Genomic DNA, 17,402 nt, shown 5'->3' on the forward strand with positions numbered 1-17,402 from the left:
TCATCCCGGGCTCAGCCCGACCCCCCACGACCCCATCGGGACTACTCTGGCAGAACAGCACGGTGTCGATGAGACACCCCGCGCGTGGCGGGTCGTCTCGGGTCGGATGCCTCGCTGTGGCAGCGATCGGAACAGCGGGGCGTTGGATGCCCGAGGCAGACGCGTCCGCATGATCCGCGGACACAACTCCGGAAGATCTCGGCTCTGAACAGCGGAGAGCCCGTCTTTCCGCGGATGCCGATGAGGGTGGCCGCGGTTGTTCCGGAGTACTGTCCGGCTGAGCACCGCGGTCCTCCGCGGCGACAGCCGGGCCGACGCGTCAGTCGCGGATGCTGGCGCCGAAGCGCTCGGCGGCCACGGCGACACCCGCGAGCTTGGCGTCGGACGCCTCCGCGGCCGTGAGCGTGCGGTCGGGAGCCCGGAAGCGCAGTGCGAACGTGAGGCTCTTCGACCCCTCGGGCACCCCCGTGCCGCGGTAGTCGTCGACCAGCCGCACCGACTCGAGCAACTCCACCGCACCCTGCGCGAGTGCGGCGCGCACCTCGGCGGCGGGAACGTCCGCGCCCACGACGAGCGAGACATCCTGCGTCGCCGCGGGGAACCCCGACAGCGACGCCGCGACGACACGCGACGACACGAGCGAGAGCAGCAGGTCGAGGTTCAGCTCCGCGACGATCACGCGACCGGGAAGATCGGATGCCTCGGCCACCGCCGGCAGCAGTTCACCGACGTATCCGACCTCGACACGCGTCTGATCGGGGGTGTCCACCGACAGCACACCGGTTCGGCCCGGGTGCAGAGCAGCCCGAGCGCCCTGGGCTACGTCGATCGAGACGCCGGCCGCCGCCGCGATGACGCGCACGGCGTCGAGCGCCGCACCCAGATCGGCGGGCTCGGCTGCACGGCCGGGCTGCTTGGGCGCGAGGTTGCCGGTCAGCAGAACCGCGACGTGCCGGGGCTGGGGCGGGATCGACGCGTTCAGCTCGGCCAGCACGTCGTCGCTCGGACGCTCGGCGAGCGGCGGCACGAACGACGTGCCGTACTCGACCCCGGGCTCGGGCGCGAACACGCTGTCCGTCTCGAAGATCGTCAGGTCCGTGAGGCCGCGCGAGAGGTTGCGATGCGCGACCTGCAGCAGCGCGGGCACGAGCGAACGGCGCAGGAAAGGCGCCTGGCCGTCGAGAGGGTTCGCGAGCTTGATGCTCGGCAGGTGCTCGCCGGATGCCGAGCCGTGCAAGTCGTTCAGGGCCTCGGTCGTGAACGGGAACGACGGGGTCTCGACGAAGCCGGCCGCGGCGAGCGCGTTCGCGACACGACGACGGCCCTGCTGAGCCTCGGTCAGACCGCGGCCCGACGGCGGGGTCGGCAGCACCGACGGGATCTGGTCGTACCCCTCGATACGCGCGACCTCTTCGGCGAGCGTCCACTTGTCGGTCAGGTCCGGGCGCCACGTCGGCGGCGTCACGAGGTCGTCAGACTCGCGTTCCCGCACGTCGCACCCGATCATCTCGAGCGCCGCGCGGATCTGTTCCGGGGCGTACTCCACACCGATGACGGAGGAGACGAACCCACGCGGCAGTTCGATCGCGGGGGCCGAGTAGGCATGCATCAGCGCGCCGCCCGCGCGGGTGTCGGTCCCGCCCGCGAGTTCGACCATCAGTTCGGCAACCCGCGCCGCCGCGACGAACGGGATAGCGGGGTCGACACCGCGCTCGAAGCGGCGGGATGCCTCGGACGGCAGCTTGTGCCGTCGGGCCGTGCGCGCGATCGTGACCGTGTCGAACGTCGCCGCCTCGATCAGGACGTTGCGCGTGGCATCCGTCATCTCGGTCGTACCGCCGCCCATCACGCCGGCGAGTCCGATCGGGCCCGACTCGTCGGTGATTAGCAGGTCTTCCGGGCTGAGGTCGCGCACCTTGCCGTCGAGCGTCTCGAGCTTCTCGCCCACGGTCGCGCGGCGCACCGTGATGCCGCCCTGCAGCCTGTCGAGGTCGTACCCGTGGATCGGCTGACCGAGCTCGAGCATGACGTAGTTCGTGATGTCGATCAGGATGCCGAGCGAGCGGATGCCCGCGAGCGTGAGCCGCGCGATCATCCACGGCGGCGTGGGCCGAGTCGGGTCGACGTCGCGCACGATGCGCGCCACGAATTCGGATGCGCCGACGCGGCCGCGGATCGGGGTGTCGTCGACGACCGCGACGGAGAAGGCGCTCTCGTCGGTCAGGTTGACCTCGCCCCACACCTTCGCGCCCGGGTCTCGGAAGGCCGCGCCGGTCGAGTGCGAATACTCGCGAGCAACGCCACGGATCGACAGCGCGTATCCGCGGTCGGGCGTGACATTGATCTCGACCGCGACGTCGTCGAGCCCGAGCAGCGCGATCGCGTCGGTCCCGACGGGGGCGTCGATGCCCAGTTCGGCCAGGCGCAGGATGCCGGCGTGCTCGTCGCCGAGACCCAGCTCGCGCGCCGAGGCGATCATGCCGTCCGACACATGACCGTAGGTCTTGCGCGCGGCGATCGGGAACGGCCCGGGCAGCACGGCGCCGGGCAGGGTCACGACGACCTTGTCACCGACGAAGAAGTTGCCGGCGCCGCAGACGATGCCGTGCACCGCCGGACCGCCGTCCGCGGCGGTCTCGCCCTCCGGCGCGACCTGCACCTGACACCAGCGGATCGTCTTGCCGTTCGACTGCGGCTCCTCTTCGAACGAGAGCACCTCGCCGACGACGACGGGACCCGTCACCTCGAACCGATGGACGTCCTCCTCTTCGAACCCGACGCGCACGAGAGCTTCGAGCACGTCCTCGGGCGACGCATCCGTCGGCACATCGACGTACTCACGCAACCACGACAGCGGAACGCGCATCAGACCACCATCCCGAACTGCTCGCTGAAGCGGACATCGCCCTCGGCCATGTCGCGCATGTCCTGCACGTCGCTGCGGAACATCAGCGTCCGCTCGATGCCCATCCCGAACGCGAAGCCCGAGTACACCTCGGGGTCGATGCCCGCGGCCCGGAGGACGTTGGGGTTGACCATTCCGCAGCCGCCCCACTCGATCCAGCGCGCACCGCCCTTGAAGGTCGGGTGCCAGAGGTCGAGTTCGGCCGAGGGCTCGGTGAACGGGAAGTAGTTGGCGCGGAAGCGGGTCTTCGCCTCGGGCCCGAACAGAACGCGCGCGGCGTGGTCGAGCGTGCCCTTGAGATGCGCCATCGTGATGCCCTTGTCGATCACGAGCCCCTCGAACTGCGTGAAGACGGGCAGGTGCGTCGAGTCGAACTCGTCGGTGCGGTAGACCCGGCCCGGGCAGAGCACGTAGATCGGGATGTCGCGCTCGAGCATCGAGCGGACCTGCACGGGGCTCGTGTGCGTGCGCATGACGAGGTGACGGTCGACCGGGTCGACGAAGAAGGTGTCCTGCATCTGACGTGCCGGGTGGTCGACGTCGAAGTTGAGGGCGTCGAAGTTGAACCACTCGTGCTCGAGCTCGGGTCCCTCGGCGATCTCCCACCCCATGCCGACGAAGATGTCGCTGACCTGATCCTGCAGCAGGGTGAGCGGATGCCTCGCGCCCACGCGCGTCCGGGACGCCACAGCGGTGATGTCGATCCGCTCCGCCTCGAGCCGGGCGGCCGTCTCGGCCTCGACCAGCTCCGCCTCGCGCGCGGCGAGCGCCTGCGCGACACGTCCGCGGGCCTGGCCCATGAGCTTGCCGAACTCGGCCTTCTGGTCCTTCGGCACATCGCGCATGCGGGAGTTCAGCTGGGCGAGGGGCGAACCCTCCCCCGCGTGTGCGGCGCGCGCGGCCTTGACGGCGGTGGTGTCGCCGGCCGACGCGATGGCCTCGAGCGCTGCCGCGACCGCGGCGTCCACGGCTTCAGGGGTGATCTCAGGAGTGTCGGACACGAGACGCGAGTCTACCGGGGCCGGATGCCCGGGCCCGGCCGTGCCCGTCTTTCAGGCGCCCCGATCGTCCCGCTTCTGAACGTCCTCTTCTCGCTGCGCCACGATCAGCTGGGTGTTCGTGCCACCCTCGCGCTGCAAAGGCGCGACGGCGGCCGCGGCCGCGATCACGCCGGGGGAAGAACGCAGGCGAAGCTCGACCCACTTCGCGATACCCGAGAGCAACAGACACAGCCCGATGTAGATGATGGCCGCGACGATGCCGGCCTGCAGGATCGGCCGTCCATAGGTGCCCTGGCTGCCGATGAGCTTCGCGAAGGCCAGGAGCTCGGGGTAGGTGATGATGAACCCGAGCGCCGTGTCCTTCAGCGTCACGACGAGCTGCGCGATGATCACGGGCAGCATCGAGCGCACCGCCTGCGGCAGCAGCACGAACGCCATGACGCCGCTCTTGCGCAGGCCGATGGCGTACGCTGCCTCGCCCTGTCCGCGAGGCAGCGCCTCGACGCCCGCCCGCAGAACCTCGGACAGGACAGACCCGTTGTAGACCATGAGCGGGATGACGACCGCCCAGTAGACCTCGACGTTGATGCCGACCACGGGAAGCCCGTAGTACATCAACAGCATGAGCACGAGGACCGGTATCGCCCGGAAGACCTCGACGACGGCCATCACGGGAACGCGGATCCAGGCGTGATCCGACAGGCGCCCGATGGCGAGCACGAATCCCAGCAGCACCGCGAGCGCCCCCGCGGCGGCGAAGGCCGCCAGCGTGCGCCCCGTGGCCTCGGCGATCTGCACCCAGACCGCGGAGAACGAGAAGACGTACCACTTCTCGGCCGAGAACTGACCCGTGACCGCGAAACGGTAGACCACGAAACCGATGAGCCCCAGGATGATCAGGACGGTGGCAGCGCCGATCAGCCGGTTGCGCAGAACTGCGCGCGGTCCGGGCACGTCGTAGAGCACGGAGGTCATCGCGCGATCCTCCATCGGTTCTCGAGAGTTCGCTGGAGCCACGAGAGCAGGAACACCAGCGCCACGAAGATCGCCGCGACCCAGAGCAGCACGACGAGGGCGTTCTCGCCCTGCTCGCTCATGACGGCACGGATGCGGCCGAGTTCGGCGACCGAGAAGCCCGCCGCGACGGTCGTGTTCTTCAGGAGGGCAATGAGCACGCTCATCAGCGGTGGCACGACAGATCGGAACGCCTGCGGGAGGACCACGTACCCCATGACCTGCGAGAACGGGAGGCCGATCGCCCGGGCCGCCTCGGCTTGGCCCACGGGCACCGTATTGATGCCCGAGCGCAGCACCTCGGCCACGTAGGTGGCGGTATACAGCCCCAGAGCGAGGATGCCCAGATACAGGAAATCAAGGGTTGGCAGGCCGAGCTGGGGGTAGCCGAACGCGAAGAAGAAGAAGACCAGCGTGAGGGGGGTGTTGCGAACGGTGTTGACGTAGACCGTTCCCACGGCCCGCGCGATCGGTACGGGCGAGACGCGGGCAGCCCCGACGATCGTTCCGAGGATCAGCGCGAGAATCCCGCCCCCGAAGAAGAGGATCAGGGTGTTGCGCATCGCCTCAACCCAGATGGGGAGGTGATCGAAGATGACGCCCATGCGTCCGTCCTTCCTGGTACCTCGAGCAACGAGAGGATTGCGGGGGCGGGTCGTCGAGACCCGCCCCCGCGGCGAACTAGTCGACCGTGGGCTGCTCGACCTCAATGCCCGACGAACCGAGGTTCTTGTCGAAGATCGCCTGCCAGATCTCGCCTCCGTCGGTGAAGAGCGTGTTGATGTGCTCTTGCAGCGCGGTGTCGCCCTTGGTCAGGCCGACGCCGTAGCGCTCCTCGCTGAACGGCTCACCGACGACCTTGAGGTTCTCGGGGTCCTGAGCCGCGTAGCCGATCAGGATCGCTTCGTCCGTCGTGACGACATCGACGACACCTGAGAGGAGCGCCTCGACGCACTCGGAATAGCTGTTGAACTCACGCGTCGGCACCTCCGGGTAGTTCGTCCGGATGTTCTGGATCGGCGTCGAACCCGTTGCCGAGCAGACCGTCGTGTCGGCGCTCAGGTCCTCGACGCTCGCGATGTCGCTGTCCGCGGCGACGAGCAAGCCCTGGCCCGTGACGAAGTAAGGGCCCGCGAAGTCGATCAGTTCCTTGCGCTTGTCGGTGATCGAGTACGTCCCGACGTAGTAGTCGACGTCGCCGTTCACGATCGCCTGCTCGCGTGCTGAGGAGTCCACGCGGATGAACTCGATGTTGTCTTCGTCCACGCCGAGCGACGCCGCGATCCAGCGTGCGATGTCGATGTCGAATCCCGTGCGCTCGCTCGTGACGACGTCGAGGTAACCGAGTCCCGGCTGGTCTTCCTTCACACCGACGACGACCTTGCCGTCAGAAGAAATCCGGTCGAACGTCGGGCTGCCCTCGAGGGACACATCGTCCGCGACCTCGAACCAGGCGGTGCCCTCGTCCGTCCCTTCGCCCTCGCTGGGGGCTGCGGTGGGGGTGCCGCTGTTACAGGCCGTGAGCGCGAGCGCCGCGACCCCGACGATCGCGAGTGCTCCGAATCGTGACTTACGCATGTGCTGTCCTCCTGGGTTTCGTATATTTCGATATCCCGCGAACGGTGCATGCCCGCGGAAGCGTGTCAGAACCTGATGGTCGCGTGCGTCAGTGCGTGATGAGTTTGGACAGGAAGTCCTTCGCACGATCCGTCTCCGGATGCGTGAAGAAGTCGTCGGGCTTCTGGTCTTCGAGGATCTTGCCGTCGGCCATGAACACGACCCGATCGGCGGCCTTGCGGGCGAAGCCCATCTCGTGGGTGACGACGATCATCGTCATGCCGTCCCGGGCGAGGCCGACCATCACATCCAGAACCTCGTTGATCATCTCGGGGTCGAGAGCGCTCGTCGGCTCATCGAACAACATGACCTTGGGGTTCATGGCCAGCGCTCGGGCGATGGCGACACGCTGCTGCTGACCGCCCGACAACTGCGCCGGGAGCTTGGATGCCTGATGCCCGACGCCGACCCGATCGAGCAGAACCTTGGCCTCGCGCTCCGCGTCCGCCTTCTTCATCTTGCGGACCTTGATCGGCCCGAGGGTGACGTTCTCGAGGATCGTCAGGTGCGCGAAGAGATTGAACGACTGGAACACCATCCCCACGTCGGCGCGCAGGTTGGCGAGCCCCTTGCCCTCCCTGGGCAGCTCTCTCCCGTCGATCGTGATGGACCCACTCGTAATCGTCTCGAGGCGGTTGATCGTGCGGCAGAGCGTCGACTTGCCAGAACCCGAGGGACCGATCACGACGACGACCTCGCCCTCGTTGACCGTCAGATCGATGTCGGTGAGCGCCTGGAAGTCGCCGTAGTGCTTCTGGACGTCCCTCAGAACGACGAGGGGCACACCCGTCTGCACGTGATTGGTGCCGTTGGATACCATCGGCACACCCTAGGAGCGGACGACCCCCAGCGGCAGGGGGTTGACATGTCCCCTCAGCGGTGCGTGGGCGGAGTGGACCGCTGCGCGAATGCGCTCTCGTACAGGCACACGCTCGCCGCGGTAGCCAGGTTCAGCGATTCCGCACGCCCGTAGATGGGCAGCCGCAGGGCACGGTCGGCCAGGGTGAGCGCGGCGTCCTCGAGACCTCGCGCTTCATTCCCGAACAGCCATGCGGTCGGCTCGGCGAGCAGTCCCTCATCACGTGCGGCGAGCAGATCCTCGCCCTTCACGTCAGCGGCGAGGACGCGAAGGCCCGCCCCGCGAGCGAGCCCGAGCACGGGCGCGAGCTCGACGCTGAGCGCGATCGGCAGGTGGAACAGGGACCCCGTCGTGGCGCGCACGACCTTGGGGTTGTACGGGTCGACGGTGCGGCCGGTCAACACGACGGCGTCGGCGCCCGCGGCATCCGCTGCCCGGATGATCGTGCCGAGGTTGCCGGGATCGCGCACCTCTTCGCACACGGCGATCAGGCGCGGGGATGCTGCGAAGACATCTCGGACCGAGACCGGGAACTGACGCGCCACGGCGATGACGCCCTGGGGTGTGACGGTGTCGGCCATGGCATCGAGCACCGCCTCGGTGGCGTAATCGATCTCGAGGCCGACGCCGGACGCCAGATCACGCAGTTCGCCGTGACGATCGATGGCCGACGGCGTCGCGAAGAGTTCGACGATCGCGTCGGGCCGATAGGTCAGGGCCTCGCGGACGGCCTGCGGCCCTTCGAGGAGGAAAAGGCCTGTCTCTCCGCGGGCGCTCCGCTTGGTGAGCTTTGCCACGGCGCGCACGCGCGGTGAGCGCGGGTTCTCGAGCACGTGCACAGTCTAGGGCGCCGCGGTCATGCGCCCGTGAACGCCGAAGGCCCCGCTCTCGAGATGAGAGCGGGGCCTTCGAACGAACAGCGGCTAACGCGGACGCCTTCGGCGCCGACGTGCGGTGCCGTTTGGACTACGCGGATGCCTTGGGCGCCGACGTGTCGGCGGGCAGGGCGGCCTTGGCCGTGGCGACGAGCGAGGCGAACGTGGCGGGCTCGTTGACCGCGAGCTCGGCGAGCATGCGACGGTCGACCTGCACACCAGCGAGGCCGAGGCCCTGGATGAAGCGGTTGTACGTCAGGCCGTTCTGGCGGGACGCGGCGTTGATGCGCTGGATCCACAGACGACGGAAGTCGCCCTTGCGCTTGCGGCGGTCACGGTACGCATAGACGAGCGAGTGGGTGACCTGCTCCTTGGCCTTGCGGTACAGGCGCGAACGCTGTCCGCGGTAACCGGAGGCGCGCTCGAGGATGACGCGACGCTTCTTGTGGGCGTTTACTGCCCGCTTGACTCTAGCCATTTGTCTTGTTTCCTATCCTGATTCGGCGCGCTCAGCGACCGAGAAGCTTCTTGGCGACCTTGGTGTCGGCCTTGGACAGGACCTGGTCCTGGTTCAGGCGACGCGTGCGACGGCTCGACTTGCCCTCGAGGTTGTGGCGCATTCCGGCCTGCTGCTTCTTGAGCTTTCCGCTGCCGGTGATCTTGAAGCGCTTCTTGGCACCCGAGTGGGTCTTCTGCTTCGGCATCTCGTTTTCCTTTGCTGAGGCCCCGGAGGGCGTCGTGGGTGTGCACCCGCCGGGGCGGGAGTGGTGTGAGGGTCCTACTCGGCGACCGATTCGGCCGTCTCGGACTCGGGCTTGGGACCGCGAGCCTCGCGCGCAGCCTGCTTGCTCGCGTCGCGCTTGGCGTTCTGCTCGGTCTTGACCTCGGACTTGTTCTTGTGCGGTGCGACGACCATGACCATGTTGCGACCGTCGATCGTGGGGTTCGACTCGACCGTGCCGAACTCGGCGACATCCTCGGCGAACTTCCGCAGAAGACGCACGCCCTGCTCGGGACGCGACTGCTCGCGACCGCGGAAGAGGATCATCGCCTTGACCTTGTCTCCGGTCTTGAGGAAGCCCTCGGCGCGCTTGCGCTTGGTCTCGTAGTCGTGCTCGTCGATCTTCAGACGGAAGCGGACCTCTTTGAGGACCGTGTTCGCCTGGTTGCGGCGAGCTTCCTTGGCCTTCTGCGCGGCCTCGTACTTGAACTTCCCGTAATCCATGATCTTGACCACGGGCGGCTTCGAGTTGGGGGCCACCTCGACCAGGTCGAGCTCTGCCTCCTGCGCGAGGCGTAGCGCTGCCTCGATGCGGACGACACCGATCTGCTCTCCTGCGGGGCCGACGAGTCGGACCTCGGGCACGCGGATGCGGTCGTTGGTGCGGGGATCGCTGATGCGGAACTCCTCTAGATCTGGGTAACCGCACGACGGAGCCGTGCGGGGTGGAAGCACCCGGAGACGAGAGTTTCCGGGTGAAGCGAACGTCGCATTCCACCCGGCGCGGTATCGAAACAGCCCGCCGGCTTTGTGCCCAGACCACCGAATGCCTCAGATCGAGACGAGCCAGCGGAGCACGTGGACCCGGTAGCCTGACCTATGGTCGGCGCGGGTGGGATGCGAATCCTCTTCGAACCGAGACAGAAGTCCCGGAGCCCGCAGAAGTCTAGCAGAGAGCGACACGTGAGCACGATTCCCCCCGAAGACAACGTCCGAGTCGGCAACGAACCGGATGCCGCCACGCAAGCTCGCTGGGAGGAACAAGAACGCGCAGCCTCGGCCGCAACCCGCGACATCGCGGACGTTCCCGCCGTCGAGGTCATCACGACGACCGCCGTCCATCTGCTGAGTGCCGCCGCTGTCAAGACCGGCCTCGCCGATGACCCGGGCAACCAGACCGACCTCGACGAGGCCCGCAAGCTCATCAACGCCCTGGCAGGCCTCATCACCGCGGCCGCACCCGAGGTGAGCGACATGCACGCCCGCTCGCTGCGCGATGGCCTGCGGTCGGTTCAGCTGGCGTTCCGCGAGGCATCCGTCATCCCCGATCCCATCGGTAAGGGACCGGGCGAGAAGTGGACCGGGCCCGTCACCTGACCCGGCGCCCCGAGCGTCAGGTGGCCGAGCGCTCCAGCCGAACCGTGAGCGAGTCGACGAGCGTCGCGATGCGGTCGTCCGCCGCCCAGCGCTGAGCCAGGCGCGCGAGCACGGGGTCGAGTTCTTGACGCTCGAGGCCCCGCAGCAGACTCAGCCGGACGATCGTCTCGGGGCCGCGGAGACGCGCGGAGGGGTCTCCCGGTTCGAGCACGATGTCGACCGCGGCCAGCTCCGTCGCGATCGACTCGAGGAATGCCTGCCGCACCTCGACCGACTCCGACGACGGGATCCACGACTCGCCGTGCGCGAGCGCCCACACCGCGGGCCTGCGGATGACGAACTCGGTCTCGGAGCCCGGGTCGACCACGATCAGGTCGGTGCCCTCCCCCACGGCGGCCTGTGCCACCCGCGCGACGGGCGTCGGGATCGGCCTGGCCGAGGCATCCCACGCCTGCATCGCGGCGACGCTCGAGAACGCGGGAAGGACCGTCCTCCCGTCGGGGGCGGCCACCGTCACGATCGAGAGCTCCTGGGTCTTGTCGACGGTCAGCCCCGACGGCGCAACGCCGGTCTCGCCCCGCTCGGCGATCAACGGGACGAGCAACCGCACGGCCCGCAGCGCGTCGACCACGGCCGCCTGGCCCACCTCGCCCGCACGAAAGGCGGCGAGGGCTGCGAGGAACGCCTCGGGCGCCGACCCGTCGTCGTCGGCGTGCGGGTTCGGTTGGAAAGCGCGCCCCTCCCACGGGACGCCCGCGGAGTCGGCGCCGTGCGTGTGCCCGGTGCTGCTCGCGTCGTCCGGATCAGCCGGCCGCGACATCCAACGCCTCGGCCAGCGTGAACGCTCCCGCATACAGGGCCCGACCCACGATCGCGCCCTCGACGCCGAGCGGGACCAATTCTCGGAGCGCTGCGATGTCATCGAGGCTCGAGACGCCACCCGAGGCCACGACGGGCTTCGGCGTACGTGACGTCACCTGGCGGAGCAGGTCGAGGTTCGGGCCCTTGAGCGTGCCGTCCTTCGTGACGTCGGTGACGACGTAACGGCTGCAGCCGGCGGCCTCGAGGCGGTCGAGGACCGTCCAGAGGTCGCCACCTTCTTCGGTCCAGCCGCGCGCGGCGAGGGTCGTCCCACGAACGTCGAGTCCGACGGCGATGGCCTCGCCGTAGCGGGCGATCACGTCGGCCGCCCACTCGGGGTTCTCGAGCGCGGCGGTGCCCAGGTTGATGCGGCTCGCACCGCTGTCGAGGGCGGCCTCGAGCGAGCGGTCATCACGGATGCCCCCCGACAGCTCGACGCGCACCCCCTTGACCTGCTTGATCACCTTGCGCAGGACCGAGGTGTTGTTCCCGCGGCCAAACGCGGCGTCGAGGTCGACGAGGTGGATCCACGTCGCACCCTGGCGGGCGAAGTCGAGCGCCGCGTCGACGGGGTCGCCATGGAAGGTCTCGGTGCCGGCCTCGCCCTGAGTCAGGCGAACGGCCTTACCCCCAGCGACATCGACGGCGGGAAGGAGGACGAGCTCGGGTGTGGCGGAGAAGTCGTTCATGGATCCTCGTGCGTGGGCGGATGCGCCGGTTTGACACCGGATCCGGCAGCCGCGGGACGCGGGCCGGGGGCCGGATGGGCACGAAGCCTAGATTTTAGTCTCGGGCAGCCCGTCGATCCAATTCGCCAGCAGGCGGATGCCCGCGGCACCGGACTTCTCGGGGTGGAACTGGGTCGCCGAGAGCGGACCGTTCTCGACGGCGGCGAGGAAGGGTGCGCCGTAGTCGGTCCAGGTCAGGTGCGGGCTCGCGAAGGGTCCGTCCGCCTCGAGCGACCACTCCTGGACGCCGAACGAGTGCACGAAGTAGAACCGTTCGTCTTCGAGCCCGGCGAAGAGCTTCGATCCCGGGTCGGGGCGAACCGTGTTCCAGCCCATGTGGGGCAGAACGGGGGCGTCGAGTTCGCGCACGACGCCCGGCCACTCCCCCATGCCCTCGGTGTCGACGCCCCGCTCCACGCCCAACTCGAACAGCACCTGCATGCCGACGCAGATGCCGAGGACGGGACGCCCGCCGGCCAGGCGGCGATCGATCAGGCGATCCCCGCCGCTCGCACGGAGGGCCTCCATCACGGCTCGAAACGCACCGACGCCCGGCACGACGAGACCGTCGGCCTCGAGCACCAGCTGCGGGTCCGATGTCAGACGCGCGTCAGCGCCCGCCGCCTGCAGCGCCTTGACGGCCGAGTGGATGTTGCCGGATCCGTAGTCGAGGACGGCGACGACGGGCCGACGCACATCGGACACAGAGGCATCCGTCACAGCGCGCCCTTGGTGCTCGGGATCCCCTCCACGAGGGGATCGAGCGACTTGGCCTGGCGGAACGCGCGCGCGAATGCCTTGTACTCGGCCTCGGCGATGTGGTGGGGGTCACGTCCTTCGAGAACGCGGACGTGCACCGTGAGTCCGCCATTGAACGCGATCGCCTCGAACGTGTGGCGGACGAGCGAACCCGTGAAGTGACCGCCGATCAGGTGGTGTTCGAACCCGGCGGGCTCGCCGGAGTGCACCAGATAGGGACGGCCCGAAATGTCGACGACGGCCTGCGCGAGCGCTTCGTCGAGCGGCACGAGCGCGTCGCCGTAGCGGGAGATACCGGCCTTGTCGCCGAGCGCCTCGCGGATGGCGATGCCCAGCACGATCGAGACGTCCTCGACGGTGTGGTGCGCGTCGATCTGCGTGTCGCCCGTCGCCTTCACCGTCAGGTCGGTCAGCGAGTGCTTCGCGAACGCCGTCAGCATGTGGTCGAAGAACGGCACGGTCGTGTCGATGCTGCTGCGACCGGTCCCGTCGAGGTCGATCTCGAGGTCGACGGATGACTCACTCGTGCGACGAGTCCTGCTCGCCGTGCGCCTGCTCATGCCTGCGAGTCTATCGACGCGAGTTGGTCGAGGAATGCTGTGGTCTCATCCTCGGTACCGGCCGAGACGCGCAGCGTCCCGGGCAGCCCGACGTCGCGCACGAGCACGCCGCGCTCGAATAGCGCGCGCCACGTCGCGGCGGGATCGGCGACCCCGCCGAACAGGATGAAGTTCGTCCAGGACTCGTACGGCTCGTACCCGAGGGCGGATAGCGTCGCACCCATCCGATCGCGCTGCTGGACGATGTCGTCGACCATCGCCAGCATGGTGTCGGAGTGACGCAGCGCGCCGAGCGCCGCGGCCTGCGTGAGCGAACTCAGGTGGTACGGCAGCCGCACCAACCGCAACGCATCGATGAAGGCGGGGTCTGCGGCGAGATAGCCGACACGGGCCCCCGCGAACGCGAACGCCTTGCTCATCGTGCGCGAGACCGCCAGTCGCGGGCGGTCGTGCAGGAGCGTCAGCGCCGAGCGCTGATCGTGCGGCGCGAACTCCCAGTACGCCTCGTCGACGACGACGACACCACGGGAGGCTTCGTACACCGCCTCGATGACCTCGATCGGCATCGGCGTGCCCGTGGGGTTGTTCGGGGAGCAGAGGAAGATCACATCGGGGTCGGCTTCGGCGACCTGCTCGGCAGCGAACTCCGGGGTGAGGGTGAAGTCGTGTCCGCGCTCGCCCGCGATCCATCCCGCACCCGTGCCGGACGCCAGGAGCGGGTACATCGAGTACGTCGGGCCGAACCCGAAGGCCGTGCGGCCGGGGCCCCCGAACGCCTGCAGAACGTGCTGGAGCACTTCGTTCGAGCCGTTCGCCGCCCAGATGTTCTGCGATGTCAGGCCGTGACCGAGGTAGTCCGCGAAAGCCTCGCGGAGCGCATCGAAATCACGATCGGGATAGCGGTTGATCTCGCGCAGCGCGACGGCGATGCCGTCCAGGATGTCGTCGGCCACCTCTTGCGGGACGGGGTGCGTGTTCTCGTTGACGTTCAACGCGATCGGCACGCTGGCCTGGGGTGCCCCGTAGGGCGTCTTTCCCCGGAGATCGTCACGGAGAGGGAGGTCTTCGAGGGATGCGCTCACCCCTCCCATGCTACGACGCACGGGACTCGCGACGTGTTCCGGGCGGGAGGTGCCCCGACGCGTTCGCGTGGGGGCCCGCGACGCAGCGGGGGCTCAGGACGTGAACTCGGCGGGGATCGCGATGCGCTGCCCCGCGTCCACGGTCGACGAACCGAGCGCGTTCAACCGAACGATCTCATCCACGACGTCGCGCGGGTCGGCCGCGGGCGCCACCTCGAGCGCGATCGACCAGAGCGAGTCACCCGGTTCCACCAGAACCGTCGTGAACTCACCCGCGGGCGCCGACGCGCTGCGGGATGCGAGCGCCTCGCCACCGGCGAGGACGCCGATGAAAACGGCGACCGCGAGCGGCAGCGACACCATGCCGACGATCACGCGGCGACCACGCGCCGTCATGCGCAGGCGGGTGTGCGATGGCATCGACATGAGTGCGGTCGTCATCTTGTCCTCCTGGATCGTGTGGTGCTGAGTGGCGCGGGTTGAGAAGACTTCACGCGATGCCGGAAAGCCCGTTCGCGAGTCCAGCTCCGCATCCGACTCTCGGCCGGGAGAGCCGGATGCGAAGTTGTGTTCCGAAGTTATCTTCGAGTGTTGCATCTTGTCAAGTCCTTCTGCGCCTCTGTGTGGCCCGAATCGATCGACACGCTCGAACAGATGTGCCGAAAACGACCGAGGACCGGATAGTGTTTCGATGGTCGCGCTGGTGCAAGAGCAGTACACCAGCGACCACCGACATCGCATCGAGAGCGACGCCACGTACGGCGGGAGGAGCACGACATGACGCTTGAACCCTGGGACTCCGCCCTGGCCGATCCGGACGCCGACCTGGGCTCCGATGCAGTCACCGACGCACGCGGCGAGGTCGCCGCGGATGCCTCCGATGTCGGCGAGACGACCGAACCGCGTGCGCGCACGCGGCGTCGCAAGAGCCTGAGCGACAAGCAGCTGGCGATCCTCGAGGTGATCCAGCGTTCGGTCCAGTCGCACGGCTATCCGCCGAGCATGCGCGAGATCGGAGACGCCGTCGGCCTGCGTTCGCTCTCGAGCGTGACGCACCAGCTCAACCAGCTCGAGCTCTCGGGGTACCTTCGTCGCGACTCCGGCAAGACGCGCGCCATCGAGGTCTTGATCGACCTTCCCGGCAGTGCGGCAGAGAATCCCGCCGACTCCGCGCCCCCGGTCGGCGACGCGGCCATGGTCCCTCTCGTCGGGCGCATCGCCGCCGGCGTGCCGATAACTGCCGATCAGCAGGTGGAAGAGGTCTTCCCGCTCCCCCGTCAGCTCGTGGGCAAGGGCGAGCTGTTCATGCTGCGTGTCTCCGGCGAGTCGATGATCGACGCGGCGATCTGCGACGGCGACTGGGTCGTCGTCCGCACACAGGCGACGGCCGAGAACGGCGACATCGTCGCGGCCATGCTCGACGGTGAGGCGACGGTCAAGACCTTCCGCCGTCGCGACGGACACACGTGGCTCCTGCCCCGCAACAGCGCGTTCGAGCCGATCCTCGGCGATCACGCGACCGTTCTGGGCAAGGTCGTCGCGGTCCTGCGCGCCGTCTGACGCCCCATCACGGCATCCGGCGCCGTGCGTGAGGAACTGCGCGGAGACGCTTCGGAGCGGTATAAGGGGATGTGACCAACCCCACTCCTGCTCCCGCGAACGCAGCGGATGCCGCACGTCGGCTCGCCGAACTCGAAGCCGAGAACGCACGCCTCCGCTCCCGACTCGGAGAGACGCCGTCCCGCCCGGAGCGCGTGTCGCGGCCTCGCCGGGGCACGTGGCGAGCTGTTCTCTCGTCTGCCCTGATCGTGATCGCAGCCCTGCTGGTGCCCGTCTCGATCGTGTCGGCATGGGCACGAACCGAGCTCGTCGACGAGACCGCGTTCGTGGCGACCTTCGCGCCGCTCGCGCAGGACCCCGCTGTGCAGGCTCTGATCGTCGATCAAGCGACCGCGGCGATCGACGAATCCCTCGATCTGCAGGGCCTCACCGACGATCTGTTCGACGGGATCGAGGGTCTCGGGCTGCCGCCCCGCGCAACGGCAGCGATCGATCTGCTGCGCGGTCCGGCGGTCGAGGGGCTCCGCGGCCTGGTGGGCACATCCGTCACGCAGCTCGTGGAATCGGACGTGTTCGCCTCGGTCTGGGAGACGGCCCTCCGCGCGAGTCACCGCGGCCTCGCCGCCGCGGCGACGGGAACGACGCAGACGGGCGCCGTGACCATCAGCGACTCCGGCGAGGTGGGGATCTCGCTCGCGCCGATCATCGACGAAGTGAAGGACCGGCTGGTGGCGCAGGGCGTGGGATTCGCCTCCGCGATTCCGTCTGTGGACCGGACGATCGTCCTCGTCCAGAGCGACGCGCTCGTGAGCGTCCGCATCGTCTACGGGATCGCAGCGACCGTCGGATGGTGGCTGCCGCTCGTGACCCTCGCGCTGTTCATCGGCGGGGTGCTCCTCGCTCGCCGCAAGAGCGTCGCCCTCGTCGGGACGGGCGTGGCCATCGCCATCGGCGGGGGTACCCTCGCCGTGGCCCTCGCGGTCGGCGCCACCGTGGCCTCGATCGCGGCGTCGCGGCTCGCGATCCCCATCACGGCGGTCGACGCCATCTACGCGCAGATCGTCACGGCGATGCGCGACACCGCCGCGGTCATCGCGCTGATCGGTGTGCTCCTCGCCCTTCTCGCGTGGGTGCAGGGGCGCAGCAACGCTGCCGTCGCCATCCGTACCGGCGCCACGGGCGTCAACCACCGCCTGCGGTCGTCCCTGCGCTCCAGCGGCGTCGACACCGGCCGCGTCGGACGCTGGATGTACACCTATCGCGTCCTGGTGCGCGTTGTGCTCGCCGCGCTTGCGATCCTGTGGCTGCTGGCGCTCCGCCCGCTCTCGATCGGCGATGTCTCGCTCGTCCTCGTCGTCGCGCTCCTGGCCTGGTGGGCGACCGAACTCGCGCAGAACGAGCCGGAGGTCGTCGAAGCCGCGCCGGCCGAAGCCGAGGACGTCGAACCCGATCGCGCCACGGTGTAGCGCGCCCGGACCGGCAC

General features: G+C 68.7%; 19 protein-coding genes. 3 read left to right on the forward strand and 16 right to left on the reverse strand.

The window, feature by feature from the left end; translation table 11 throughout:
• Window positions 1-319: 319 nt before the first annotated feature.
• From pheT to infC, 10 genes are all read right to left on the reverse strand, one after another.
• On the reverse strand, window positions 320-2,866 hold the full coding sequence (pheT, locus tag CGU35_RS09485; RefSeq protein WP_100811230.1) for a phenylalanine--tRNA ligase subunit beta: 2,547 nt from the start codon (window positions 2,864-2,866) through the stop codon (window positions 320-322).
• Window positions 2,866-3,906: a phenylalanine--tRNA ligase subunit alpha gene (gene pheS / locus CGU35_RS09490; protein WP_100811231.1), complete on the reverse strand. Its 1,041-nt coding sequence runs from the start codon at window positions 3,904-3,906 to the stop codon at window positions 2,866-2,868. Before pheS ends, pheT begins: the two co-directional genes overlap by 1 nt.
• Before the next feature lie 51 nt (window positions 3,907-3,957).
• Window positions 3,958-4,881 (reverse strand): amino acid ABC transporter permease, encoded by a 924-nt coding sequence (locus tag CGU35_RS09495; protein ID WP_100811394.1) that lies wholly within the window; start codon window positions 4,879-4,881, stop codon window positions 3,958-3,960.
• The gene (locus tag CGU35_RS09500; protein WP_100811232.1) at window positions 4,878-5,525 is read right to left on the reverse strand and encodes an amino acid ABC transporter permease; all 648 of its coding nucleotides are present in this window, start codon (window positions 5,523-5,525) and stop codon (window positions 4,878-4,880) included. Before CGU35_RS09500 ends, CGU35_RS09495 begins: the two co-directional genes overlap by 4 nt.
• Before the next feature lie 76 nt (window positions 5,526-5,601).
• Window positions 5,602-6,498 (reverse strand): glutamate ABC transporter substrate-binding protein, encoded by an 897-nt coding sequence (locus CGU35_RS09505; protein WP_100811233.1) that lies wholly within the window; start codon window positions 6,496-6,498, stop codon window positions 5,602-5,604.
• A gap of 88 nt (window positions 6,499-6,586) precedes the next feature.
• Complete coding sequence (locus tag CGU35_RS09510) at window positions 6,587-7,357, reverse strand: amino acid ABC transporter ATP-binding protein (RefSeq protein ID WP_100811234.1); 771 nt, start codon at window positions 7,355-7,357, stop codon at window positions 6,587-6,589.
• 53 nt (window positions 7,358-7,410) lie between these two features.
• Window positions 7,411-8,229, reverse strand: coding sequence for a TrmH family RNA methyltransferase (locus CGU35_RS09515; RefSeq protein ID WP_100811235.1), 819 nt, complete (start codon window positions 8,227-8,229; stop codon window positions 7,411-7,413).
• A 133-nt stretch (window positions 8,230-8,362) separates the two neighbouring features.
• The gene (rplT, locus tag CGU35_RS09520; protein ID WP_036301883.1) at window positions 8,363-8,749 is read right to left on the reverse strand and encodes a 50S ribosomal protein L20; all 387 of its coding nucleotides are present in this window, start codon (window positions 8,747-8,749) and stop codon (window positions 8,363-8,365) included.
• A 31-nt stretch (window positions 8,750-8,780) separates the two neighbouring features.
• Window positions 8,781-8,975 (reverse strand): 50S ribosomal protein L35, encoded by a 195-nt coding sequence (gene rpmI / locus CGU35_RS09525; protein WP_036301881.1) that lies wholly within the window; start codon window positions 8,973-8,975, stop codon window positions 8,781-8,783.
• Window positions 8,976-9,049: 74 nt separating this feature from the next.
• Window positions 9,050-9,727 (reverse strand): translation initiation factor IF-3, encoded by a 678-nt coding sequence (gene infC, locus CGU35_RS09530; protein WP_232711210.1) that lies wholly within the window; start codon window positions 9,725-9,727, stop codon window positions 9,050-9,052.
• A gap of 237 nt (window positions 9,728-9,964) precedes the next feature.
• Between infC and CGU35_RS09535 the strand changes: the two genes are divergently transcribed.
• Window positions 9,965-10,369: a DUF1844 domain-containing protein gene (locus CGU35_RS09535; protein ID WP_100811396.1), complete on the forward strand. Its 405-nt coding sequence runs from the start codon at window positions 9,965-9,967 to the stop codon at window positions 10,367-10,369.
• Between the two features lie 16 nt (window positions 10,370-10,385).
• Here the strand turns inward: CGU35_RS09535 and CGU35_RS09540 are convergent, their stop codons facing one another.
• The 6 genes from CGU35_RS09540 to CGU35_RS09565 form a co-directional block, all read right to left on the reverse strand.
• Window positions 10,386-11,189 (reverse strand): SseB family protein, encoded by an 804-nt coding sequence (locus CGU35_RS09540; RefSeq protein WP_100811236.1) that lies wholly within the window; start codon window positions 11,187-11,189, stop codon window positions 10,386-10,388.
• Window positions 11,173-11,919: a bifunctional 1-(5-phosphoribosyl)-5-((5-phosphoribosylamino)methylideneamino)imidazole-4-carboxamide isomerase/phosphoribosylanthranilate isomerase PriA gene (gene priA, locus CGU35_RS09545; RefSeq protein WP_100811237.1), complete on the reverse strand. Its 747-nt coding sequence runs from the start codon at window positions 11,917-11,919 to the stop codon at window positions 11,173-11,175. The genes CGU35_RS09540 and priA overlap by 17 nt, the downstream gene beginning before the upstream one ends.
• An 87-nt stretch (window positions 11,920-12,006) precedes the next feature.
• The gene (gene hisH / locus CGU35_RS09550) at window positions 12,007-12,678 is read right to left on the reverse strand and encodes an imidazole glycerol phosphate synthase subunit HisH (protein WP_100811238.1); all 672 of its coding nucleotides are present in this window, start codon (window positions 12,676-12,678) and stop codon (window positions 12,007-12,009) included.
• Complete coding sequence (gene hisB, locus CGU35_RS09555) at window positions 12,675-13,277, reverse strand: imidazoleglycerol-phosphate dehydratase HisB (RefSeq protein WP_100811239.1); 603 nt, start codon at window positions 13,275-13,277, stop codon at window positions 12,675-12,677. Before hisB ends, hisH begins: the two co-directional genes overlap by 4 nt.
• Complete coding sequence (locus tag CGU35_RS09560; RefSeq protein ID WP_181003336.1) at window positions 13,274-14,368, reverse strand: histidinol-phosphate transaminase; 1,095 nt, start codon at window positions 14,366-14,368, stop codon at window positions 13,274-13,276. The genes hisB and CGU35_RS09560 overlap by 4 nt, the downstream gene beginning before the upstream one ends.
• Window positions 14,369-14,452: 84 nt before the next feature.
• Window positions 14,453-14,800, reverse strand: a complete 348-nt coding sequence (locus tag CGU35_RS09565; protein WP_100811398.1) for a LysM peptidoglycan-binding domain-containing protein — start codon at window positions 14,798-14,800, stop codon at window positions 14,453-14,455.
• A gap of 336 nt (window positions 14,801-15,136) precedes the next feature.
• On the opposite strand from CGU35_RS09565, the gene lexA reads away from it, so the two are divergent.
• Entirely contained in the window at window positions 15,137-15,919 is a 783-nt protein-coding gene (lexA, locus tag CGU35_RS09570; protein WP_232711211.1) for a transcriptional repressor LexA, read from the forward strand.
• A 71-nt stretch (window positions 15,920-15,990) separates the two neighbouring features.
• Window positions 15,991-17,385 (forward strand): hypothetical protein, encoded by a 1,395-nt coding sequence (locus CGU35_RS09575; RefSeq protein ID WP_100811240.1) that lies wholly within the window; start codon window positions 15,991-15,993, stop codon window positions 17,383-17,385.
• The last annotated feature ends 17 nt before the right edge of the window (window positions 17,386-17,402 follow it).

The sequence above is a fragment of the Microbacterium sp. BR1 genome, from assembly GCF_002812725.1.
Taxonomy (GTDB): Bacteria; Actinomycetota; Actinomycetes; order Actinomycetales; family Microbacteriaceae; genus Microbacterium.

Bases quoted from the DNA above. Each gene is read 5' to 3' on its own strand.
- pheT (WP_100811230.1), bottom strand. From the start codon at position 2,866: ATGCGCGTTCCGCTGTCGTGGTTGCGTGAGTACGTCGATGTGCCGACG.
- CGU35_RS09495 (WP_100811394.1), bottom strand. From the start codon at position 4,881: ATGACCTCCGTGCTCTACGACGTGCCCGGACCGCGCGCAGTTCTGCGC.
- CGU35_RS09500 (WP_100811232.1), bottom strand. From the start codon at position 5,525: ATGGGCGTCATCTTCGATCACCTCCCCATCTGGGTTGAGGCGATGCGC.
- CGU35_RS09505 (WP_100811233.1), bottom strand. From the start codon at position 6,498: ATGCGTAAGTCACGATTCGGAGCACTCGCGATCGTCGGGGTCGCGGCG.
- CGU35_RS09510 (WP_100811234.1), bottom strand. From the start codon at position 7,357: ATGGTATCCAACGGCACCAATCACGTGCAGACGGGTGTGCCCCTCGTC.
- rplT (WP_036301883.1), bottom strand. From the start codon at position 8,749: ATGGCTAGAGTCAAGCGGGCAGTAAACGCCCACAAGAAGCGTCGCGTC.
- rpmI (WP_036301881.1), bottom strand. From the start codon at position 8,975: ATGCCGAAGCAGAAGACCCACTCGGGTGCCAAGAAGCGCTTCAAGATC.
- CGU35_RS09540 (WP_100811236.1), bottom strand. From the start codon at position 11,189: ATGTCGCGGCCGGCTGATCCGGACGACGCGAGCAGCACCGGGCACACG.
- priA (WP_100811237.1), bottom strand. From the start codon at position 11,919: ATGAACGACTTCTCCGCCACACCCGAGCTCGTCCTCCTTCCCGCCGTC.
- hisB (WP_100811239.1), bottom strand. From the start codon at position 13,277: ATGAGCAGGCGCACGGCGAGCAGGACTCGTCGCACGAGTGAGTCATCC.
- CGU35_RS09560 (WP_181003336.1), bottom strand. From the start codon at position 14,368: ATGGGAGGGGTGAGCGCATCCCTCGAAGACCTCCCTCTCCGTGACGAT.
- CGU35_RS09565 (WP_100811398.1), bottom strand. From the start codon at position 14,800: ATGACGACCGCACTCATGTCGATGCCATCGCACACCCGCCTGCGCATG.
- lexA (WP_232711211.1), top strand. From the start codon at position 15,137: ATGACGCTTGAACCCTGGGACTCCGCCCTGGCCGATCCGGACGCCGAC.